Source organism: Bifidobacterium sp. ESL0800 (assembly GCF_029395355.1).
Lineage (GTDB): Bacteria > Actinomycetota > Actinomycetes > Actinomycetales > Bifidobacteriaceae > Bifidobacterium.
The window spans coordinates 1,336,670-1,360,037 of record NZ_CP113913.1; the positions used below are offsets into that span (position 1 = coordinate 1,336,670).

The 23,368-nt window shown below is 60.6% G+C and carries 11 protein-coding genes and 1 other RNA gene; 3 read left to right on the forward strand and 9 right to left on the reverse strand.

Annotation, left to right across the window (positions count from 1 at the left end):
- Positions 1-145 precede the first annotated feature (145 nt).
- From OZX75_RS05345 to dapB, 3 genes are all read right to left on the reverse strand, one after another.
- Positions 146-2,152 carry a ribonuclease J gene (locus tag OZX75_RS05345; RefSeq protein WP_277145641.1) on the reverse strand — a complete coding sequence of 669 codons (2,007 nt, stop codon included), beginning with the start codon at positions 2,150-2,152 and terminating at the stop codon, positions 146-148.
- Between the two features lie 160 nt (positions 2,153-2,312).
- The gene (dapA, locus tag OZX75_RS05350; protein ID WP_277145642.1) at positions 2,313-3,224 is read right to left on the reverse strand and encodes a 4-hydroxy-tetrahydrodipicolinate synthase; all 912 of its coding nucleotides are present in this window, start codon (positions 3,222-3,224) and stop codon (positions 2,313-2,315) included.
- A gap of 43 nt (positions 3,225-3,267) precedes the next feature.
- Entirely contained in the window at positions 3,268-4,020 is a 753-nt protein-coding gene (gene dapB, locus OZX75_RS05355; protein ID WP_277145643.1) for a 4-hydroxy-tetrahydrodipicolinate reductase, read from the reverse strand.
- A gap of 357 nt (positions 4,021-4,377) precedes the next feature.
- On the opposite strand from dapB, the gene OZX75_RS05360 reads away from it, so the two are divergent.
- On the forward strand, positions 4,378-5,355 hold the full coding sequence (locus OZX75_RS05360; protein WP_277145644.1) for an endonuclease domain-containing protein: 978 nt from the start codon (positions 4,378-4,380) through the stop codon (positions 5,353-5,355).
- Positions 5,356-5,720: 365 nt separating this feature from the next.
- Here OZX75_RS05360 and OZX75_RS05365 read toward each other — a convergent pair whose 3' ends face one another.
- The 5 genes from OZX75_RS05365 to ffs form a co-directional block, all read right to left on the reverse strand.
- Positions 5,721-7,070: an MFS transporter gene (locus OZX75_RS05365; RefSeq protein ID WP_277145645.1), complete on the reverse strand. Its 1,350-nt coding sequence runs from the start codon at positions 7,068-7,070 to the stop codon at positions 5,721-5,723.
- Between the two features lie 332 nt (positions 7,071-7,402).
- Positions 7,403-8,101 (reverse strand): GNAT family N-acetyltransferase, encoded by a 699-nt coding sequence (locus tag OZX75_RS05370; protein WP_277145646.1) that lies wholly within the window; start codon positions 8,099-8,101, stop codon positions 7,403-7,405.
- 317 nt (positions 8,102-8,418) lie between these two features.
- Entirely contained in the window at positions 8,419-12,930 is a 4,512-nt protein-coding gene (locus OZX75_RS05375; RefSeq protein ID WP_277147441.1) for an ATP-dependent DNA helicase, read from the reverse strand.
- Positions 12,931-13,021: 91 nt separating this feature from the next.
- A complete protein-coding gene (locus OZX75_RS05380; protein ID WP_277145647.1) occupies positions 13,022-17,683 on the reverse strand; it encodes a PD-(D/E)XK nuclease family protein in 4,662 nt (1,553 codons plus the stop codon).
- Positions 17,684-17,724: 41 nt separating this feature from the next.
- Positions 17,725-17,821: signal recognition particle sRNA small type (gene ffs, locus OZX75_RS05385), an RNA gene on the reverse strand.
- 358 nt (positions 17,822-18,179) lie between these two features.
- Between ffs and glf the strand changes: the two genes are divergently transcribed.
- Positions 18,180-19,361, forward strand: coding sequence for a UDP-galactopyranose mutase (gene glf, locus OZX75_RS05390; protein ID WP_277145648.1), 1,182 nt, complete (start codon positions 18,180-18,182; stop codon positions 19,359-19,361).
- Positions 19,362-19,629: 268 nt separating this feature from the next.
- Here glf and OZX75_RS05395 read toward each other — a convergent pair whose 3' ends face one another.
- A complete protein-coding gene (locus tag OZX75_RS05395) occupies positions 19,630-20,772 on the reverse strand; it encodes an inositol-3-phosphate synthase (protein ID WP_277145649.1) in 1,143 nt (380 codons plus the stop codon).
- A gap of 286 nt (positions 20,773-21,058) precedes the next feature.
- Between OZX75_RS05395 and OZX75_RS05400 the strand changes: the two genes are divergently transcribed.
- A complete protein-coding gene (locus OZX75_RS05400; protein ID WP_277145650.1) occupies positions 21,059-23,344 on the forward strand; it encodes a transglycosylase domain-containing protein in 2,286 nt (761 codons plus the stop codon).
- Positions 23,345-23,368: the final 24 nt, after the last annotated feature.

The window sequence follows — 23,368 nt, forward strand, 5'->3', positions numbered from 1 at the left end:
TGCCTGCGAGAGGTTCGGGAAACGTTCACATAGCAATTTCCCCGGCAAGCGCGAAGCCTACCGGGGAAATGCAACACTAGTTACTTGGATTCGGTTCGACGGTATTGTCGAAATCGGACAAAGCCCAAGTACAACGGGCTCAGCCTCACTTGCCGGACGGGGTGCCGTCGATCACGTCGTGGGCGATGTCGGCGACGACCGGGACGATCATCGGCTTGCGATGAAGCTGACGGGAGACCCAGCCACCGATGGTGCGGCGCATGATCTGCTGGAGCTTGTGGGTATCGTGGGTGCCCTGCATCATCGCGTCCTCGAGCTGACCGACGATCTGGCGACGCACCTTGTCGAGATCGCTCTCGTCATCGGGAATCGCGTTCATATAGACCTTCGGGCCGGAGATGACGTTCTTGGCGTCGGTATCGACCACGGCGAAGATGGAAACGAAGCCTTCGGTGCCGAGGATCTTGCGCTTCTCGAGCTCGTCGTCGGTCAGCTCACCGACGGTATCGCCATCGACGTAGACGTAGGCGCACGGCACAGAACCGACGACCGCGGCCTGGCCGTGATAGAGATCGACCACATCGCCGTCCTCGGCGAGCACGACGTTCTTCGGATCGACGCCGGTCTTGACGGCCACCAGGCCGTTGGCGACCAGGTGGCGGTTCTCTCCGTGGATCGGCATGACGCACTTGGGCTTCAGGATGTTGTAGAAGTAGGTGAGCTCGCCTTCGTTGGAGTGGCCGGAGACGTGGATCTTCGCGTTGTCGCGGTTGACCACGCGCGCGCCCTTCTGGACGAGCTTGTTGATCATGCCGTAGACCTCGTTCTCGTTGCCGGGAATGAGGGAGCTGGCCATCACGACGGTGTCGAACTCGTTGATGGTGATGTCGCGGTGGGTGCCGTCGGCGATGCGGCCGAGCGCGGCCATCGGCTCGCCCTGCGAACCGGTGCACATGTAGACCAGCTTGTTGTCTTGAATATCCTTGGCCTTCTTCAGATCGACCACGGTGCCTTCGGGGATATGCAGATAGCCGAGATCGGCGGCGATGGACATGTTGCGCACCATCGAACGGCCAACGAAGACGACCTTGCGGCCGACCTTGTGCGCGGCGTCGACGACCTGCTGGACGCGGTGGACGTGGCTGGAGAAGCTGGCGACGATGATCTTGCGGGTAGCCTCGCTGAAGGCACGCTCGAGCTCGGGGCCGATGGTGCTTTCGGGACGCACGAAGCCGGGGACCTCGGCGTTGGTGGAATCGACCATCACCAGGTCGACGCCCTTCTCGCCGAGCTTGCCGAATTCCACCAAATCTGTAATACGATGGTCGATGGGCAGCTGGTCGAGTTTGAAGTCGCCGGTGTCGATGACGGTGCCGGCAGGCGTGTTGATGCACACAGCCAATGCATCCGGGATGGAGTGCGTGACGGCGACGAACTCGAGGTTGAACGGGCCGACCTTGAGCTTGTCGCGGCCGTTGACCTCGACGCAACGCGGGTTCTGATGATGCTCCTCGCACTTGGCCTTGACGAAGGCGAGCGTGAGCTTCGAGCCGATCAGCGGGATGTCAGGGCGAAGGTTCAGCAGGTAGGGCACGCCGCCGATGTGGTCTTCGTGACCGTGGGTCAGCACGAGCGCCTCGATATCGTCAAGCCTGTCCTTGATATAGCTGAAATCAGGGAGGATGAGATCGACGCCGGGCTGCTCCTCGTCGGGGAAGAGCACACCGCAATCGACCAGCAGCAGATGGCCGTTGTATTCGACCACGTTCATGTTGCGGCCGATTTCACCCAAGCCGCCGAGCGGGACGATACGCATCGAGCCCTTGCGGTACTTCGGCGGGGCGATCAGCACGGCGTCCTGGTTGGGCGAGGTGCCGGGAGTGCGCGAAACCGTACGCGGGTTGGAACGGCGGCCACCAGAGCGGCTTCCGCCACGTGGGGCACGAGACGAATTCGAGCCGCTCGACCGACGTCCGCCCGAACGGGAGGAGCTACGGGATTCGCTACGCTTGCTGCTTGTGCGTTTCTCACCGCTCTTGGCACTCGTGCGCTTTTCGGAATTCTCGGCAACTTCTTCGCTTTTGCGAGCGCGTGCCTTGCTGGCGCTGCCACGGCGATGCGTGGCGGTAGTTTTTTCTTTTGTTTCTGTCATATTCTTTAACTGTTTTCTGTTTTCTTAGTGTCCGCACCTGTGTGTGGACGAGGTATAAAAACAGCGGACGAAAGCCCGCTGGACGCTTACGCGCCGCCGACTTCCCCGCTGCAATGAGTAGTGCTTTTGCCTTGCTGTATCGTCAAAACCTTCTTAAAACCTAGGCATCCAGGATACCGGCAGCGACCATACCCTGATGGGCACGCTCAAATTCCGCTTGGCCCGGACCGACATTCGGCAGGCGCATCGTGGTCTCGTCGAGCCATCCGCGCTCGTGCAGCGCGGCCTTGGCGAGCACACCCTGGAATCCGGTGCCGTTGATGGCATCGACCAGCGGGGCCAGACGAACCGCAAGGCGCTGGGCCTGACGGATATCACCGCGGTCGAAGGCATCGGCGAGCTGGCGCATCGGGTCGGACGCGACGTGGGCAATCACCGAAATGATGCCGACGGCCCCGATGGAAAGGAACGGCAAGAACAGCGCGTCGTCGCCGGAGTACCAGGTCAGACCGGTTTCCATACGCTTGCGCACCGCTCCGGCGATGTCCCCCGTGGCGTCCTTGACCGCCTTGATATTCTCGAGCCCGGCCAGCCGACGGTAGGTCTCCAGTTCAAGATGCACGCCCGTACGTCCTGGGACGTCGTAGACGATGATCGGCTTGTCCGCCGATTCGTTGACCGCCTGATAATGGCGGAAAATGCCTTCCTGCGAAGGACGGGAATAGTAAGGAGCGACCACCAGCACCGCGTCGGCGCCGGCCTCCTGCGTCTGCTCGACCATACGTACCGTATGGGCGGTGTCGTTGGAACCCGCGCCGGAAATCACCGGCACGTCGACGGCCTCCTTGACCACTTCAACGAGCTTGACCTTCTCATCCATGTGGGTGACCGGGGATTCACCGGTGGTGCCGTTGACCAGCAGGCCGTCGGCCCCGGAGGCGACCAAATGCTTGGCCAATGCCGCGGATGCCTCGAAATCGATGGAACCATCCCCGAGCATCGGCGTGACCATAGCGGGAATAACACGGCCGAATGGCGCCGGATCAAGAAGATGCATAGAAGACTCACTCATACTTCAACGCTACTTGCCGGGCGGGACGCTTAACGTCCCTACCTTAAAGGTCGAGGAACGCGTCGAGGCCTACGGTCAGGCCGGGGTGGGAACCGGAGGCGAGGTTGCGCACGGCCAACAGGACGCCGGACATGAAGGAGGCGCGGTCGAAGCTGTCGGCGCGGATGACGAGCTGCTCGCCGGTGTTGCCCAGCAGGACTTCCTCGTGGGCGTTTAGGCCCTGCAAGCGCACGGCATGGACGTGGACACCGTCGACGACCTGACCGCGCGAGGCCGCCTCACCTTGCGTACCATCGGGCATCGGGGAGCAACCGGCCTGCTTTCGGGCCTCGGCGATCGCCTGGGCGGTGTGGATGGCGGTGCCGGAAGGGGCGTCGACCTTGTCGGGGTGGTGCAGCTCGATGACCTCGGCGGACGTGAAGTATTTGGCGGCCTGCGCGGCGAACTTGTCGGCCAGGACCGCGGAGATGGCGAAGTTCGGGGCGATGAAGACCGCCTGATCGTGGCGCGGTGCCTTGGCAAGTGCGGCCTTGACCTGATCGAGCTTCTCGGCGGTCCAACCGGTGGTACCGACCACGACGTTGACACCTTGAGCCACGAGTTTCAGCACATTATCCAGTGAGGCGTTCGGCACGGTGAACTCCACCGCTACGTCGGTGTTGTCCGGCGTAATGGCGGCGATATCGTCATTCTCACCGACTTGCTGCGCGACTTGCATATCGTCCGCGGCCTTGACCGCCTCGACCACACTGCCGCCCATGCGTCCCTGCGCACCGACCACTGAAACTCTGATCATCACTCCTACCTTCCAGCCTAAAAAACAATTCATCGTCAATCGTACAACGACAATCTCACGCTCCCCCGCATTTCCTGTATTTTGTATATGTTGGTGCCACCAAGTGAGCGAAATTCAACAGATTTAGGAGTCATTTGCCAGAATAACGCCATCTTGGTGCACCAAGATGGCCGATTTTTAAAGAATTGATGCCGATTTACCTGATATCGATGCGCTTGGTGCACCAAGACCACCCTAAAATTGCACTTTTCACATTTAAAACCGAACGACACGCCGAAATGTGGATAACTCCGAGCATTCGACCACAGTACCCGTTTTAGCTTCACTCGGAAGGCAATAGCATTTACGCTTGAATGCATGACAAACATTTATGATACGCAAAGCATCGCTTACCAACAGCTCGATGCCATCCGCAATGAAACGGCAGACTCCCTTCACGGCCTAACAGCAATATTCGGCAAAGGGATAATCGCCTGTCACACTACGGCACTCAAATTGTTACGCATTGAACTGCCCTCACATTCCAGCATCAACCAGGATAAGATCCATATCCTCACCGACAGGAGCAACGCCGACCGATTGCCCAATGCCGAACTCATCTCCTGCCATACATCAAGAATCCATTTTGAACCCATTGATGTCGACGAAGTGATCTCAGCGGTTCCGCCCGTATTCGTTTGGTGGCAGATGGCCGCTTATCTCGACTGGACAGAGCTTATCGTTCTCGGCGATAGCATGATGCGCGGGAACCATGCCATTCGACGTCTTTCGCTCAGTGATTTTCAAATGTTTATGGACAAGCTGCACCCGAATACACCACAATTGAAGAAATGCGCGACCTCATTGAGTTTTATGCGAGAGAATACGGATTCATCAATGGAAAGTCGTCTACGGATACAGTTAGCGAGACTGGGCCTAGGCGGTCTGAAAGTCAATGCCCAGGTTGCCGATCCTGAAGAAGGACATAACTGGTCGATTGATCTCGCATGGCCGAAACACCATATCGGAATTGAATATGACGGACAATATCATTTCGACAAGGCACAGGTAATCTCGGATACGCACAAAAGGCAACGACTCAGAAAAGCGGGATGGAAGATCATCACCGTCTACGCCCAAGACTTCTATGATCTTGTCGAATTCGGCACGTATTCGGATATCTTCAAAACCATCATCTCCGCGTTGCAACAGGCATCAGGCAAACGAGTATTGGCACATGAACCATTCACTGACGCAAAGATGATCAGGCACGGCGACAACCTTCTCCTTCGCCGACGATACAGGAGATGCAGCAGTCTCGCAGCATCTGGCAACAAAACCACAATAACCGGATAAAAAGCGGCAAATCACCGATACACGGGATCATGCAATTCTCGATTTTTCTTTTATAACAAATTCACGCTCGTTTTCGGGGTCTTGGTGCCACCAAGACCCCGAATTATATAAGAATGAGTGTGAATTCACTCAATTTTGGCCTGCTTGGTGCACCAAGCAAGGCGTTTTTAATGAATATGGTCTTATATGTGGCAAAAAACGGGGACTTGGTGGCACCAACAACACGAAAATGAGGCGAAATGAACATTGTGGGCCGCGGCTTGCGTCGACTGCGGCTTTACAACGGCAGCATTGGGGCACGAAACGTATATCCCTGACTCCGCACGCCACATATCACCATCAGCAACTCGGGATGTCACTGCGTCTCAGCGTCTACGCGCCAAAGCCCAGCCGAGCACGGCCAGGGGCACGGCGGCGAAGGTGGTGGCGATCGGCAGGAGCAGGCCGACATGCGGACTGGAGACGTCGAGCACCATGCCGGCCAGCGACGAGCCGAAGGACGTGCCGACCGTGCCGGCGGTGGTGACCCACGAGAGGCCTTCGGTGAGGCTCGTAGGCGGGACGATGTCTTTGATGATCAGGTTGCCGGTGGCGAACAGCGGCGAGACGCACAAGCCGGAAAGCACCGAGAAGACGCCGAGCAGGATGAGGTTGTCCATCGCCAGGCGGCAGAGCACGTAGCCGCAGGTCAGCAGTGCCAGGTAGACCACCATATGCTTCCAGTTGGAGCCCTTGGGTTTGTGCGAGCCGAAGATGAACGCACCGACGCAGGAGCCGACGGCGAACATGGCCAGCTGAAGCCCCAGGAACTGGCTGCGGCCGATGGCCTTCATCATCGCGGTGACCGAGACGTCGAACTCGTTGAAGCTCATGTTGAAGACCACGAAGACGACCAGCAGCGGAATCACGCCGCCGTAGAGCAGCACGCTTTTGGGCTTCGGAGCGTGGGTGTGCAGCTGTTTGAGGCTCACCCCGTCCTCTTCGAGGCGCAGGCCTTCGTCGCCGCCACGATTGGCTGAGGCGGCCTTGACGTCGGCGTCCGTGGGAGAGGCCGCGACGACCGCCACGCTTTCCAGAACGGGCGGCTGGGTGCCTTTAAGACTGAAGAAAACCGCTCCTCCGAGCGCGCAGGCGATAGTGGGAACAAAGAGCTGGGAGACGGGGCTGACCGACGTGGCGAGCCCTGCGGCGAGGATCGGGCCCAAAATAAAGACCATCTCATCAATGCCGGCCTCGAGCGCATAGGCCGTGTCGAGCAGGTCGCTGTCTTTCGGGTCGCGTAGGGCGTAGGCCCAGCGGGTACGCACCAGCGCGCCGAACGCGAACTGGGTCAGGCCCATCAAAATGGCCAGCACGAACAGGACGGGAATGGAGACGCGCGCCCACGCGGCGAACGCGAAAACCAGCATGAACAGCACGGAGACCACCAGCGCGGGCCAGCCGACCTTGCGCTGGCCGAACCGGTCGAAAAGACGGGCGTAGAACGGCGTGACGACGGCGACGGCGAGGATGTAGGCCGCGCTCATCGTGCCGGCAATCGTCCAGTTGTTGTACATATGGTTCAACGCAAGCACGATCCCCAGGCTCATCATCGAGATCGGAAGCCTGGCCACCGCTCCGGAAATACAGAACGCCTTGGCCCCAGGAATGGCGAAAAGCCGCCCGTACGGCGACTTGTGACGCTGGCTCGACGAAGAACGCACCACGTTGCTCATTTACTTTCCACGATCCTTTCCGACAAGTCAGGATGAGGGGCGGCATCAAAATCGCGGTTTCCCCATGCCGAAACCAGCGAATCATCGCAAGACATGTCAACTACATCATTCAATGCTTTCAATGTATGTATCCAGTCTATCCGTTCTAGTCGGACGAAAGCCCGCAGCGTAACTCTTCGGTTCCGATACAGAAACGGAATCATGGAACAAACCTTGCCGAATACACGAAAAGCGGCACACGGCCGCTTTCCGAAATCCGGCAAAGGCAAACATACCAATCCATCGGTATTCATTGCATGATATCAACCGCGGTTCGTACCGCTCTCAAAGATCTATGCAACGACCTGCTTGACCTTGGCGGGGACGCCGGCGTAGATGAACATCTTGGTGGGAGCCAGCTGCGGGTCGCGGCCGTCGTCGGGATGACGCTGCTCGTCGCGCTCGGCGACACGCTTGAGGCCATGACGGTCGTAGAAGCTTACGTCGCAATCCGAGTCGGTGTGCAGATAGAACATCGGCACTTGCGAGCGCTCGAAATAATCCATGGTGCGGCTCCACAGCGCTCCTCCGACACCGTGGCCTCGGGAGGCGGAGGAGACCAGGAACAGCTCGACTTCGGCAGGCGCCTTGGCGTTGATGCCGGACTGGCGCTCCATGCGCCGCTCGATCTCAAAGCCGAGTTCCGTGTCCGCCAGCGCGTTGTGCCCGGCCGGGGTGGAGTTGAGCCGTTCGTCGATTTTCGCCATCTCCTGCGCGACGTTGCCGAACATCACCGGCTGGCCGGGAACCCGGGAAAGCGCGACGCCCATGAATTCGCCGTTCTTGTGGGCAATCTCGCCGCGCGTCGACGGCGCGATATAATGCAATACAAAGTGGTAGGAGAGCAGCATCGAAAGCTTACTGTCGTTGCCGGTAAGTCCATAATGTCCCCAGGTCTCGTCGAACTGCCGGGTAATGGCCTCGACGTCACTCCAGATCATCGGGGAATACACCACTCCGATTCCGCCGTCACCGTTCGCAATATTGTGCATACGTCCTTTTCCTCCGTAGTTATTGAGCGCCTGGCGCCTGCCGGCCCCTACCGGCACGGCCGTTCATCTTCCGGCCAGAAACTTTGTTGAAAGTCAAGTCAAAAATCAAACCACTACATCATACCCATCATCTGTTACGCTGCGAGCCATACTCGCCCAATCGGCGCGTTTGAACGCTCGCTGAGCGCAAACCACGGATACTATAGCACCGCGCGTTATACATCTTTGCCTTTTGTGTCTAGCTTTTAGCGCAAACACCTGCCACGTTTACCAACATTCGCCCCTCAGCGCCGACGTTTCGTCCTCATCGCTGACCGCTAGTCCTCATCGCCGGAAACCGGGATCCCGGCGTTCAGCTCCTTCAGGATTTCGGGTTTGGACTTGGGCTTGGCATGTTCCTCACGGCGGTCCTCGCTGGCGACACTGACGTAATACAATGTGGCGTCGATGCTGTCGAGCGGAATGCCTTTCATCTGCGCGAACATCAGCCGGTACATGTCGAGCTGGGCAAGTTTGCGGTCGATGTCCTCCGGCGTCATCGGCCTCTTGCCGGTCTTCCAATCGACGATGGTGAAGCGTTTCGTCGCATCGGTTTCATCGAGCCCGCCATAGAAGACCGCGTCAAGTTTGCCATTGACGATGCGGTCACCGAGCTCGGGGATGGCGACGACGATCTGCTCTTCGGCAGCGTACGGGCGGCGCGACGCCCAACGGCCTTCGACCAGTCTGCGCTGCCACGCGAGAATCTTGCGATCCGTCGCGCTCTGTTCGGGCTGGGGGTGCCGTTCGGCTTGCTCGAGACCGGCGATCAGCGAGGCGCGGGTCTCGAGCTCACCACCAGCCGCAATGGCCGCAACACCGTCGTCGGCAGGCATGTCGGCAACCTCATCGACACCGTACGCATCGATGAAGCGCTGCGCCCAGGCATGGAAACGCGTGCCGGCCTGCGCTGCCGGCGAGGCCACGCGAGGAATCGGACGCACAAGAGCGCGCCAATACTCACGGCTCTCCCTGGCGCTCATGTTGCCGGCGCTGGCCTGCAACGAAGTGACATTCTGGCGGCGGCTGGCAAGAATGCGCTCACCGCGCCGACGAACGACGACATCCAATGCGTCGGTGGTTTCGGCGCGGGAAGCGTTGCGGTGCGGGCGACTGGCCACCGCGTCGGATACGTCGTCGAACGCGTTACCAGGCATGCTGCCATTGCCGTTCCAGGACGCGCCCCCACCATTGCCGTTCCCACTGTCATTGCCGAACAAACGATCGGCTCTGCTACCGTCGCCGTTTTGCACGACTTGCGTTGACGGCATCAGATCGTCGTCGGCCAACAGCATACGCGTGCGCTTGGCGAGCGACTGGCCTTCGGGCAAATCGGCGGCTATGCGGTCGACCGCAAGTGCGACGGCATCGTTTTCATCTTGGATGCCGGCTTCTCGGGCCTGGGCTGCGACGGGGTTGCCGGCCTCGCCTTGGACGTCGGCTGCCCCGCCATCGCCGGCCCTGCTGCTCTCGACCCGACCCACCAGACGCTCGCGCATCTGCCGGGTCAATACAGCCGAACGATGCAACCGACCCGCCATCGACTCACTCAACGAGGCGGGCCACGGCAAGGTTTCGTCCGCCTGCTCTCGTTCGTCCTCGTCCAAAGGCGTCTGCCAAGCCTCCTCGACGATGGCCCGTACATATTCCTTGGCGTTTGAGCCGACAAAAAGGCCGTCTGGCCTGGGAGCGTTCAATTGTGCCAACGAGCGGGGATCGTCCGAATCCGCATCTGCTGCACTTCCGGTTTCGACATCGCTATTGCCAGCACCGGCATGCCCAACCGCCGGATTATCACTTTGTGATATATCCTCGATACTCGCGCCTTCAACATAGGCCAAGTTGCCGCTATCGCTATCGGAGACCTGCGTATCGTCCTCGACCACGACCACATCATCCCGGTATGCCAAAGCGTCATGCACTTCGGTAAGGAAATTCGAGGGCTTGGCATCGTGGCCCGATCCGGCCGCCGCGGGGTCGCGCGAGAGTTCGGCGTGACGGCTGTAGGTCATCAATACTTCTTCGCGGGCGCGCGTCAACGCGACGTAAGCGAGCCGGCGTTCGTCGGCGTGCAACCGGCGGCCGTATTCCTCCTGCTGCGACAGATAGATTGCGCCACTGCCGTCACAAGACGTGGTTGTGCCCGAATCAAGCGCGTCGCCGTCACTTCCGTCGATCGCGTCGAAGGCCCGCATCAGCCCCTCGGACTCGTTGCCCACCACCTCCACGCTGGAAAGCTGTCGCAACGCCTCAAGCGGGTCGTCGCCGATCCCTGCGTCGTGCGGGAAGCGGGGCAGGATATCGGCGTCGGCACGCACCGGGACGGGCACGGCAGCGGGGTTGTCGAGCCAGGTATTGGCCGTCTCGTGGTATTGCGGAGCCTGCCAGACGCCCTCTTTCAAGCCGCCGATATGATCTTCGTCCAGATCGATCTTGAGCCTGTCGCCCTGATTGGACGGGAAGCCCGTGGCCTTCATACCGACCATGGCCACGGCATCCCATTCAAGGCCCTTGGACTGGTGGATGGTCATCAGCACCACGTCGACCGGTTCGTCGGGCACCGCCGCCGTCTCGTCGGGGATGCTCTTCAGGGAATCCACCCAGGAGACGAATCCGCGCAGCGTTGGCGTGGCACCTTCAGTGATTTCCTGCGTATAGGTGTTGACCAGATCCACCAAAGCGTTCATCGGCGAACGAGCCAGAGCCGGATCCACCTGTTTTCCAGATTCCTGAATGGCCTGGGCCACGACCGTATCGATATCCAGATCGAGCGCTTCGATGGCGGTTTCGATGATCTCGACAAGGGCATGGTTGGCGACGGCATTGACCTGCCGCAAAACTCCCGCCGCATGACGGATGGCGGCAAGTCCGGACGCGCTGAAAAGCGAGGCGACACGAGGCGAATCCAGGGAGGACCCGAGCTTGTCGTCACTCAGTACGTCGGCCAAGAAGACCATGTTGGGCACCTGATCACGATGCTCGGCGACCAGTTTTGCCCGGTTTTCCGGCTTGGCGTCCGCCGGTACGAGTCCGGAGGCGGCCAAGGCACGGAAGCGGTATTCGTCGTTGCGCCGGCTGGCGAGCTTGGCCAGAGCCTCCAAATCGCTGCTGCCCAAGCCGAAGCGCGGCGTTGCCAAAAGACGCATCAGGGCGCCCGAGTCCGTGTGATCGGCAACGACGTGCAGCAAAGCCAGCACATCACGGATTTCAGGCCGGTCCAGAAGGGCCGAATAGCCGACGGTCAGCGTCGTCAGTCCCGCTTTACGCAACCTTAAAGCGAATTGCGGCATGGTGCTCTTGCCTCTAAACAGGACGGCCACATGCGGCCGGACGTCTTTGCGTCCCGGGTCTTTGGGCGTATGCCTGGCGATGGAGGTTTTGGCGAACCGTACCACGGCATCGATCTCCTGGCCGAGCGTGTCGAAACCGAGCACGCCCAACGTGCCTTCCTTGGCTGTGTCGATCGTGGTCAACGCCGGCACCGGCACCTCGCGCATCGGCGAACTCGATGGCGTCGCCTGAGGCGAGCGCAGTGGCTGGGTCAGGTCGTTGGCGGCTTCGAGCACCACCCGGGCATTGCGTCGGGTGACGCTCAGCGAATACGGCTTGGCACTCTCGTCCATACCGAAATCGCGTTGGAACATGCGGAACGCGCCCGGGCTGGCACCACGCCAGGCATAGATGGACTGGAAGGGGTCACCCACGGCATTGACCGCGGAATGCCGTGATGGTGACGCAGAAGAAGTGGAATCGTCAGGATGGAACAAGGCGGCGATCAGCGCGGCCTGGGTGGTGGACGTGTCCTGATATTCGTCGAGCAGGACGTGGGTATAGCGGTGGCGCAGACGCTCGCCGATCGAGGGGAAACGGGTGATCAATGCGTAGGCGGCGACGGTGAAATCGTTGAATTCCGCCATATTGAGCTGCTGCTTGCGTTCGTGGTAACGCTCGACCAAGGTCAACAGGACTTCGCGTTTTTGGGCGACACTACGCAACCCCGCGCTGCGAAAGACGGCGAGACCATGGCCAGCTGCACGGTAATCGGCGATGCGCTCGGCGAATTGCTCGTCGCGCTCCTTCTTCCTGCGCTTCGGCGGTTTTCCGGGTTTCGGTTCGTCTTCAGGCACGGCTTCCTCGCCGATGACAGCGTCCATCTGCGCGATGAACGCCTGATCCCACGCGCGTATACGGGTAATGGCGTCGGGGACGCTCACGCAATGCTCGCCGATCATCGAGCCGCTGATGGCGTTGGAAAGGCTCAGCACGCTGGCGACGATATCGGCAAATCCGCCGAATCCCTGCCCGCGCAGGATGTCCATGTTCTCGTCGATGACGGAGACTGCAAGCTGGTGGGCTCCGGCCTCGCTCAGCGGCTGGGTGTTCTGGTCGAAGCCGACCAAGAGACCGTACTGGCGCACGATGGACTGGAAGAAGGCGTCGTAGGTGGAGACCTGCGGTTTGAGAAACACGTTGGCGCGACGCGGGGCGCCGGCAACGCTCGCCACGGCCTCGTTCGCCCGTGCGTTTTCGGCCACCGCGCCGGACACACGGCCCAGCAGCTCGGAGGCGGCCTTGCGCGTGAAGGTCAGCCCGAGGATCTTCTCGGGCGGCACGCCGACCTCGATCAGGTTGATGATGCGACGGGTCATGGTGTAGGTCTTGCCCGATCCGGCGCCGGCGACCACGAGCACGTCGGCGTCTTCGGGCGCGTTGATGACGGCTGCCTGCTCTGGGCTGTCGGTATTGGCGGTCTTGACAGTATCACCGGTATCGCCGGTTCTGCGTTTCATCCCGTTACGGTTATCATATTCGGATACATTCATACCGACCTGTACGCCTTCGATATCATCGAACCGGCCCAACCGTTCGTCTTCCGCCATCTCAGCCCCTCCTGACTTCATAGACCGTATCCACCTCGCCGGCGCAGGCCGGGCACACCGTTTTCATCCTGCACCAGGTCACGTGGTCGGGTTGCGGCCGCGCGACCAGCACGCTCGAGCGGGAGGCCGCCGCAGCGTAGAAGATACGCGAGATCATCGTCAGCGCCCAGACGGCCTGGGTGCCACGCAGCGAAAGGAACTGCTGCCAGGCGTGTTCGCCCACACCTTGTGGCGCGTCGGCCGGCAGGTCGGCAATATCCGCGAGTTTCTGCAAATCGGCATAGTGGCTGCGCGGCGTGAAACCGGTGCTGTTCAATGCCCCTCCGTGGAAAAGCGGCGGCTGGAACAGCGTTTCCGGAACCCGATAGCCATAGGCAGGAGCCGGCGTCGAGTCAACATCGAACAGGGCGCTTTGGGTGATGTCGGGCATGGCCTTCAAGGCCTCGACCCCGTGCAATCCGGCATTGGGCAGCACACTCGAAGTCCTGCTCCCATCGTTTTCGCCAGACCGATCCGCTTCGGGGAACGCCAGACCGAGCTGGTAGCAGACCAGCTGCAAATCGTTGAACATCTGCTTGGCTGTGTGCTTGTGCCCGGTTTTCCAATCAATCAGGCGCACATGCGCCTTGCCGTCGCCCAAGTCCCGCCATTCCAGCCGGTCGATACGTCCGGTCAGACGTACCTGCAGATCCGTGTTCATGCCCTCGGGCCAGCCGCCGTTGAGTGCCGCCATGATACCTGCGAGATCGTCGAGGTCGATCGGGTCGATGCCGTCGATGGCGTTATAGGCCGCGCAGATGTCGTCAAGGCCGAACCGTGCCGCGAACGCATACTCGCTATCCGCATGCTGCAAACGGCCCACGGCGAAGTTCTTGAGATTGCCGTAAGGGTAATCCTTGCCATTCGAAGTCACAAAGTAGGTCGCGATATCGGTGAGCGTCTGCTGCGCACCTTCGTCCTTGCTTTCCGCCTTGTAGCGCTGCTCGGGGTCGTCAATGGCATCGAGGTCATCGGCAAGTTCATGGTACATCTCCATCATGCGAGCCGCGATCGCCTCGATACGTTCGTTTTCGGGCTTTTCTGCCATGAAATTCGGGGAATCCAGGCCGGCCTCGCCGGCAAGCTGGGCGACTTTGTGGATCAACGTGCCGAAACCGGTGGCCGCGTTCGACGGACGCGGGCCGGCGAACTGGCTTTCGAGCATCCAGCAGACCGGGCATGCCCAGATTCGGTCGACCTGCGAGGGGGAAAGCGTTACCGTGGGAGCCGAGGACGATGAATCATTGTTGTTCGATGCGTTGCGCGAGGGTTGGGCGGCCTGCAAGCCCGCGGGCAAAACGGTTTTATCGGATTGTGATGATTTCGAGGCATCCGCTTTTGTTCCGACTTCTGAACGCACACCTGCTTCACCGTGCAGGTTGAAGGTATACGGCCAGCTTTCGGGATCGGCCGCTTCGAGCCCGGCGTCGCCAAGCAATGCCAGCGACACGGCGGCATCCTGAATCCGCACCGAAGATGCGGCGTCAGACATGGCCTCCGATTGCAACGGACCGGCCGCAAAGTCAGTCGAGTCAGCGTCCTTGCGCGCTGCGCTTGCAACAGCATCCGTCTGACGCATCAGCTCGATGCGCGAGGCCGCCACCAGCCCACGCGGGTCGGCATCAAGGCCGGCAAAGCGGCCGGAATCCGCAAGCGGCGTGTAATCCCGGGCCGCCGGATCCGCGTCGCGCACGCGATCGAAGCGTTCGGGCACGTAGGTATAGAGAAAATCGGACGGGACGGCGTCATCGCTCAGCACTGCGCTCAACGTCACCTGCTCGCTCGCCCTCGTCAGCGCCACCAGGAAGCTTTTCTGCTCGGCCGAAAGCACCTGGGCAAGCTCCGGGTCTCCTCCGGCCATGCCCGGCTCGAGCTCGTCGCGCATGCCGCCGTGCAGGACGACGTCGGCAAGGTTCTCGCCGCCGAACATGGTGTTGCGCGCTGCCAGGTTCGGCCAGACATCCTGCTGGATTTCGGCGATGAACACGAAGGGCCAATGGCCGGCCGCGGCACCGGCGGGGGTGGTGAGCGTGACCGCCTGATCGATGGGCGCGACCTTGGCCAACGAATCGGCCTCAATGCGCATCGAACGGACGCTGGAAATGAAGTCCCCGACGCTTTGCTTTTCGCCCGCGCCGGAAGCGTAGGCGAAAAGCCGCATCATCACGTCCAGCCGGTCGTTGGCGGCACGGCCGTCGGCGTTGTTGGCGAGCGCTGCCACCTGCCAGGAAACGGCCACATGACAGGCATCCCATGCCAGCCCGAGCGCATACTGCGGCTCACGGCTCGGCAAGGCGGCCAGTCCCTTTTCGACTTTGGCCACCAAATCCCAGACATGGCCGAAAGCCCGAGAATAAAGGTCGCCACCCACTTTGCCAATCAATTCCAGAACCGCTGCGGCGTCACCGGCAGATTCAGCTTCGGTCTGCGATGCGTCGTCCATGTCGGCAACATCGAACGCCAGCATGATATACATCGCATCCACGCCGAAGGGCATATCACCTTCGCTCTGCTGTCCGTCATCTGAAAGAAGGCTGTTATCGACTTCGATATCGCCCGTCGTACGTTGCGCGACAGCCCGATCCCGCAACGCCTTCCACGTAGTTTGCAGACGCGGCAGTTGCGCGGTGACGTCCAAAGACTGCCTGGCTCCTTCGCCATTCGCCGCGGTGGTTTCGTTGTCCGTTTCCCCGTCGATCACCTGAGCCAACGAGGCGATGGCCTTCATCACCGATTCCACCGGGGACAGACGCGCCGGGTAAGCCGCGGAAGACGAACGCAGGCTCACCAACGGACTTTCCAACAAGGTCTGCACGCGGCTACGCACATATCTTGCCGTCTCGCCCAACGACATGCCGGAAGCATCGATACCGTCGTGTCGCAGCCTTGCCAATTCCAGCAACGCGAACAGCCCCTGCACGCTCGGATCGTCCTTGAGCGGCTTGGTGACCGCCGAGTAACGAACCGGCACCCCGTCGCCGCGCAACCGCTCGCCGAACGCGCGCACCGTGTCGTTGTCGTGGGCGATGAGCGCGAAATCATTCCATTGCCGGCCGCTAGAAAGATGCGTTTCCTTGATGCGCCAGACCACATCGTCCAGCTCCTCGCGCAAGTTGCGATACAGCAGGGTTCTTACGCTGCCGTCCTTCGGTTTCGGGTCGTTTGCGTCCAAGGTCTCGATGGGAAGGCTTGCGGTCAGGCGCGGCAGTTTTCCGGGGCGGTCGGGCAATGCCACGGAAGTTTGTTCGTTGGCGGCGATGGAAAGCGAGACGCGTGAAGCCAGCAAATCGAGATATGAGGACGACGCGGCGAAATGATTGCCCAAAACCGGTTCACCATTATTGCTGTGCCCGACGGCCCGGGAAGCGCCGGTTTCGACAAGTCCGTTTTCATTCGCCGAATCCGGAGAATCATTGTGTCCCGCGCCATCTTGCGCGTCATAAGATCTGCCCGAGATACTCGCGGCCTGGCAAATCCTTCGCGTCGGCAGTGTCATCGTCTCGGCCGAAAGCGGTGGCTGCTGCGCGCGCATGAACAGATACTCGGGGTAGGAACCGCGGAAGGTCTGCACGGCTTCGTCGGGATTGCCCACCAGAAGCAGCCTCACGCCACGTCGTGCCAACGCCTCGAGGAACGAAAGCCCGGCCAGCGTCAGATCCTGGAAGTCGTCGATCACCACGAATGTCGGCAGCACCCGCGCGTCCACTTGTGCAGCCGCCAGCGCACCTTCAACCAGCAGGCGCGAGGAATCGAGCCGGGACTCGCCCGGATAGCCGTCGACCACGGCCTGCATATACTCTTTTCGCAGGGCGAATGCCAGCCGCCACTGGACACCGAGCCGTTCATCGCGCAAGCTGTAGGCATCGCTTGCATTCCGCGAATCCGCAAGCAAACGGAGGACCTCGTCTTCGCGCGCGGCCCCCAGACCCAGCTCGTCCATACGAGCCAGCATGTCTCGCAATTGCATTACAAACGCATCGTTGATACCGCGCGCAAAGAGTACGTCGCTGCTCCCGATGCCCTTCGACGTGGAGCGGGGTTGCGATGTCGTGTCGCGAACCGTTGTTGCGCCTTGCCTGCGGAAGGCCGAGCCGCGCGAGCCTCTGCCCGCCGCGCTTCCGTCATCACCGTAGACGGTATCGACCCAATCGTCCGCGGCAAAATACCGTCGCATCAGCTCGCAGGTATCGCACAGCTCGCCGGCTCGGGCGTGCCCGACATGCACCGCCACGACCTGACGCAACAAGGCGTCCTGCTCCGCCCCGTTCAAGAGTTTCGGCAGGGGCTCGTGGCGACTCTCACGAATCCGCGAAATCATACGAAAGGCGATGGCGGAAAGTGTGGTCACCGGCCGGGCGCTTGAAGTGGAACGGACCTCACGAATGATTCGGTCGGAAAGCCTGTCGGCAGCCTGACGCCCGGAAACCGCCATGGAAACCCTGCCGTCGCCGAACCGCTGGATGCCCTCGAGCGTCGCCGCCAGCGCGAATTCGGTTTTGCCGCTCCTTGGCGCACCGGCCACCAGAAGCGTGCGGGCGCCGGTTTCGCAGGCATCGTCCAGCATCGTTTTCACCGCATCCATTGCGGCGTAACCACTGAAATCCAACGTTTCGTTCCCACTCATAGCCATAGTCAAAGTCTAAAGGCCGGTATGGTCGCGAAGGTATAAGAAAACCTTCACGCACCCGACAGAGGCCACTTACCCTTGCTGCATTCCTGCCCTGGGGGGATTGGGTGACATAACGCCACGTGAAGGCTTAACCAGTATACCCCATACCGGGACCGAGCACACGACCTTCGACAATCCGTTTTAGAGCTATCCGACAAACTCAGTATCCAATTGCCGCGCATCAGCCGGAAAAACGAAATACGTACAAACAACATCGCAATTCGAATCCATTCACCGAACGGCATAAAACCGATGATTTGCACGCGCCCTACCAAGGCACGCACCACCGCGCATACGGCAACTCGCCGACGAGCATCATCAACCTGCGCCCAACCGCCACAATCGGAGTGCCCACTGGCTTGTAGTATGGAGACGATACGCGTCACGTTGACGGCGCAACACAATTGACGGAACGCCTTGCCGATGGACCGCGGAGGCTGAAAGGAAACAGATGAGCGACAACAAGAACAATACGCAACTGCCCGATCTGGTGGTCGTAGGGGCGGGGCTGTTCGGCCTCACCGTGGCCCAGCAGGCGGCCGAGCACGGCCACAGCGTCGAGATCATCGACGTGCGCGAACACATCGGCGGCAACGCTTACTCCTACATGGACGAGGAGACCGGCGCCGAGATCCACCAGTACGGCGCGCATCTCTTCCACACCTCCAACAAGCGCGTGTGGGATTACGTCAACCGTTTCACGTCGTTCACCAACTACCAGCACCGCGTCTACGCCACGCACGACGGCGAGGTCTACCCCATGCCGATCAACCTGGGCACGATCAACCAGTTCTTCCACGCGCACTACACACCGGGTGAGGCCAAGGCGCTCATCGACGAGCAGGCCGGCGAACTGGCCGGCACCGATCCGGAGAACCTCAACGACAAGGGCATCCAGCTCATCGGCCGGCCGCTCTACGAGGCGTTCATCAAGAACTACACCAGCAAGCAGTGGCAGACCGCGCCGGAGGACCTGCCGGCGTCGATCATCAAGCGCCTGCCCGTGCGTTTCAACTACGACAACCACTATTTCAAGGACACTTGGGAGGGCCTGCCCACCGACGGCTACACCGCCTGGATGCAGCGCATGATCGACGACCCGAAGATCCACGTCACCCTCGGCGTCGACTTCTTCGATGAAAGCCAGCCGTTCAACAAGAAGGCCGTCGTCGGCCGCGTGCCCGTGGTCTATACCGGCCCGGTCGACAAGTACTTCGACTACCAGCTCGGCGACCTCAAGTGGCGCACGGTCGATTTCAAGGAGCGGCGCTACGACGAGGGCGACCATTTCGGCTGCCCGGTGATGAACTTCGTGGACGGCGACGTGCCCTACACCCGCGCCATCGAGTTCAAGAACTTCAACCCGGAGCGTCGCAAGTCCCAGAACCCCGACAAGACCGTGGTCTGGGAGGAGTACAGCCGTGCCGCCGGCCGCGACGACGAGCCCTACTACCCCATCAACACCGCCGACGACCAGAAGCTCTACCAGGGCTACAAGGACCTGGCCGCGCGCGAACCGCAGGTCGTCTTCGGCGGCAGGCTGGGCACCTACGCCTACTACGACATGCACCAGGTCATCAACAGCGCCCTGATCGCCTACGACAAGCAGGTCGGCCCGCTGCTGAGCAAGTAAGCGGTAGTACGAACCTTACCGAATGCGCCTTTTCCGATATCCCATTTACAGATGTCGGGAAAGGCGTATTTTGTATTATGCAGACATATTGCTGCTGGTAAACGGACTATAACACGACGCCAAAGTCCGTTTACCAGCAGCAAACGCAAGGCCGAACACATCCAGACTACAGTGACATCCATGGCATACGACGATGGCCGCCACCTGCTTCATGCAGATGACGGCCATCAGATCAATTCAACCGGAATGACGCATAAGCGTCACTCACTCAGGCGTGCCAGACGTCCTTGCCGTTGTCCTTGGCGGTCTTCACATCGGCGTCGAGTTCGGCTTCATCGGCCTCGACTTCGCCGGCGATGTACTTCTCGACGAGCTGGCGGGCCTCGGAATCCTCATGCTGGACGGCCGGGGACTTCATGAAGTAGGAGCTCGGCGCGAGGATCGGGCCGGAGAGGTGACGGTCGAGCGCGATCTTGGCGGCACGCACGGCGTCGATGACGATGCCGGCGGAGTTCGGGGAATCCCAGTCCTCAAGCTTGTACTCAAGGCTGATCGGCACGTCGCCGAAGGTGGTGCCTTCCAAGCGCACGAATGCGAGCTTGCGGTCGTCGAGCCACGCCACGTAGTCGGACGGGCCGATATGGACGTTGTGCGGATCCATCTCATGAGGCACGATCGAGGTGACGGCGCGGGTCTTGGAGACCTTCTTGGACTCCAGGCGCGAGCGCTGCAGCATGTTCATGAAGTCCATGTTGCCGCCGACGTTCAGCTGATAGGTGCGGTCGAGGCGCACGCCGCGGTCCTCGAAGAGGCGGGCCATCACGCGGTGGGTGATGGTGGCGCCGACCTGGCTCTTGATGTCGTCGCCGATGATCGGCACGCCGGCGTCGCGGAACTTCTGCGCCCACTCCGGGTCACTGGCGATGAAGACGGGCAGGCAGTTGACGAAGGCGCAGCCGGCGTCCATCGCGGCCTGCGCGTAGGCCTTGTCGGCCTGCTCCGAGCCGACGGGCATGTAGCTGACCAGCACGTCGACCTTCTTGTCGCGCAGCACCTGCGCCACGTCGACGGGCTCGGCGTCGGACTCGGTGATCATCTTCTTGTAGTACTCGCCCAAGCCGTCGTAGGTCGGCCCGCGCAGCACCTCGACACCCTTGTTCGGCACGTCGCAGAACTTGTAGGTGTTGTTCTGCGAGGCGCCGATGGCCTCGGAAATATCCTTGCCGACCTTCAACGCATCGACGTCGAACGCCGTCACAAACTCAATGTCGCGGACCCGGTAGCCGCCGAAGTTGTTGTGCATCAGGCCGGGGATCTTCTCATCATCCTTCGCGTCCTTGTAATACTCGACACCTTGAATCAGGGACGAGGCACAATTGCCGATGCCTGCCACTGCCACGCGAATACTCATATTGACTCCTTTATTTCACGTGCAAAATTCCATTTACGAGTCTAGCCCTTTATAACGAAAAGGGCATCAGCACATAACTTCATACATAACCAATGTAACAGAAATCGCATAAATGGATACTCATCAACCGTATGATAGAGCTTAGGCAAGGATTATGCCCGTATTTGCGAAAACAACAGCGAGCCGAGAAAGCCTCCCTATCTTTCGTTACCGAAACTGCACAACTAAACCACTTTTGCCCGCCAATCCCAGTCGTTTTTCAGGGGCAACCATTACGGTAGTTGGCATGGTCACAGAGTTTCGCACGGCTTCGGCGCGCGCCGCAGGCACAGGTAGGACAAAGCCCAAACGCAAACACCAACACGCCAAGACAGCGCGCGGCCAATACCCACGCCGCAGCGCCAACGCCGCGAACAACCGTCCGAGAAAACAGGGCCCACAACGCAAAGCACCAAAAAAGCACAAACATCGTATTCTCAAATGGACGCTGGGCATCATCGCCCTGCTCGCCCTCGTCGGAGCCGGTGTGTTCGCCTATCTTTACGCCACCACCGAAATTCCTCTCCCAGAAAAAATCGCGATGGCCGAGAAAACGAAAGTCTATTACGCAGACGGCACCACGCCCGTCGGCGATTTCGCCACCCAGAACCGCGAGATCATCAGTTGCGACGCCCTGCCCAAATACATCGGGCAATCCATGGTGGCCAGTGAAAACCAGACGTTCTACCAAGACACCGGCGTCGATTTCAAAGGCATTGCGCGCGCCTTCCTCAACAACGTCAGCGGCGGCGCACGCCAAGGCGCCTCCACCATCACCCAGCAATACGCGGAACGCTATTATATGGGCGACACCCACACCTACTCCGGCAAGGTGCGCGAAGCGATTCTGGCGATGAAGATCACGAAGTCGCAGGACAAGGACAAGGTCCTGTGCAACTATATGAACACGATTTATCTGGGACGCGGAGCCTACGGCATCGAGGCCGCGTCGAAGGCCTACTTCAACAAAGACGCCAAAGACATGACCATGCCCGAGGCGGCGCTGCTGGCCGGCATCATTCCAGCTCCTTCGAACTGGGACCCGGCGGTCAACCCCAAGCGCGCGCAGCAACGCTATACACGCGTCATCGGCATCATGGAGCGTCAGCACTACATCAGCGCCAAAGACGCCGCGGCCAACCCGAAAATGCCGTCGACCGTGCCTCCGCAATCGCAGCAAAGCTCGTACAAAGGCACCAACGGCTATATCCTGCAGATGGTGCGGGACGAACTGACCGGCAGCGGGGCCTTTACCCGCGACGACATCGACACCGGCGGCTATACCATCGTCACCACCATCGACAAAGGCAAGCAGGATCTGATGTTCAAGGTCGCCAGCCCCTCGCAGGACGGCAACGGGTTGGTGCCTGCCGGCGTGCAAATCGGCGGCATGAGCGTCAATCCCAAGGACGGATCGATCATCTCGCTGTACGGCGGCGACGACTACCTGACCAAGCCGCTCAACAACGCGACCCAGGCCCTCTACGAACCCGGGTCGACGATGAAACCGTTCGCGCTGATGGCCACGGCCGAGGAAGGCGTCAACCTCAGCACGACCTTCAACGGCAACTCCCCGCGCACGTTCACCAATATCAACACGCCGGTGCAGAACTTCGGCAACCAGAGCTTCGGCTACACCAACCTCTACAACGCCACGGCGAACTCGGTGAATACCATCTACATGGACCTGCAGCAGCATCTGGGGACCAAGAAGGTGGCCCAGACCGCCCAAGCCGCGGGCATGGACCCGAAGCTCGTGACCGGAGACAACGCCTTCACCGTGTTGGGCAACGACAGCGTGCATGTCAAAGACATCGCCCAGGCCTATTCCACCATCGCCAACCAGGGCAACAAACCGACGCTGCATATCGTCGCGTCCGTCAAGGACTCGCAGGGCAAGGATATGTACCGCTCACCCACCGACACCACGAGGGTCTTCAGCGCCAATGACGCCGCGCTCGTGACCAAGGCGATGACAGGAACCGTGCAATATGGCACCGCGACCGAAGCGCTCAAAATCGGCAAGGCCGTGGCCGGCAAATCCGGCACCGCCAACGATTCGACGGCAGGCAGCTTCGCCGGCTTCTCGCCGAACACCGTGACCGTGTTCGCGATGTGGAACCCCGACCCGAACAACAAGGGCAAGCCCCTGCCGATGCCGTCCATCGGCTATTACGGCACCGGCAGCGACTACCCGGTGCACCTGTTCACCCAATACATGAAGCAGGCGCTGGCCGACACGCCCAACGAGGCGTTCCCCGTGGCCAAGGACGAAGGCAAGATCGGCGGCCCCGACGGCACGTGGGGCACAGGGGCAGGTTCCTCATATTCCGGGTGGGGAAGCCGCAAGTATTACAGCTCCGAAGGTATAGATTCCAGCAACACCGGTAGCACCACAGGCGGCAGTAACGAGACCGGCGCCGGAACCGAGTCCAACGACTCCGACAGCTCATCCGAGGCAACGGAGACGACCGAGGGGCCCACCAACACTGATAGCGGCGAAAGCGGCAACGCCGAATCTTCGTCGCAATAAAGCCATTAGGGCTGGAACGGCAAC

Excerpts from the sequence above, each read along its gene's own strand:
- OZX75_RS05345 (WP_277145641.1), bottom strand. The coding sequence starts at position 2,152 with ATGACAGAAACAAAAGAAAAAACTACCGCCACGCATCGCCGTGGCAGC.
- dapA (WP_277145642.1), bottom strand. The coding sequence starts at position 3,224 with ATGAGTGAGTCTTCTATGCATCTTCTTGATCCGGCGCCATTCGGCCGT.
- dapB (WP_277145643.1), bottom strand. The coding sequence starts at position 4,020 with ATGATCAGAGTTTCAGTGGTCGGTGCGCAGGGACGCATGGGCGGCAGT.
- OZX75_RS05360 (WP_277145644.1), top strand. The coding sequence starts at position 4,378 with ATGACAAACATTTATGATACGCAAAGCATCGCTTACCAACAGCTCGAT.
- OZX75_RS05365 (WP_277145645.1), bottom strand. The coding sequence starts at position 7,070 with ATGAGCAACGTGGTGCGTTCTTCGTCGAGCCAGCGTCACAAGTCGCCG.
- OZX75_RS05370 (WP_277145646.1), bottom strand. The coding sequence starts at position 8,101 with ATGCACAATATTGCGAACGGTGACGGCGGAATCGGAGTGGTGTATTCC.
- OZX75_RS05375 (WP_277147441.1), bottom strand. The coding sequence starts at position 12,930 with ATGAAACGCAGAACCGGCGATACCGGTGATACTGTCAAGACCGCCAAT.
- OZX75_RS05380 (WP_277145647.1), bottom strand. The coding sequence starts at position 17,683 with ATGAGTGGGAACGAAACGTTGGATTTCAGTGGTTACGCCGCAATGGAT.
- glf (WP_277145648.1), top strand. The coding sequence starts at position 18,180 with ATGAGCGACAACAAGAACAATACGCAACTGCCCGATCTGGTGGTCGTA.
- OZX75_RS05395 (WP_277145649.1), bottom strand. The coding sequence starts at position 20,772 with ATGAGTATTCGCGTGGCAGTGGCAGGCATCGGCAATTGTGCCTCGTCC.
- OZX75_RS05400 (WP_277145650.1), top strand. The coding sequence starts at position 21,059 with ATGGTCACAGAGTTTCGCACGGCTTCGGCGCGCGCCGCAGGCACAGGT.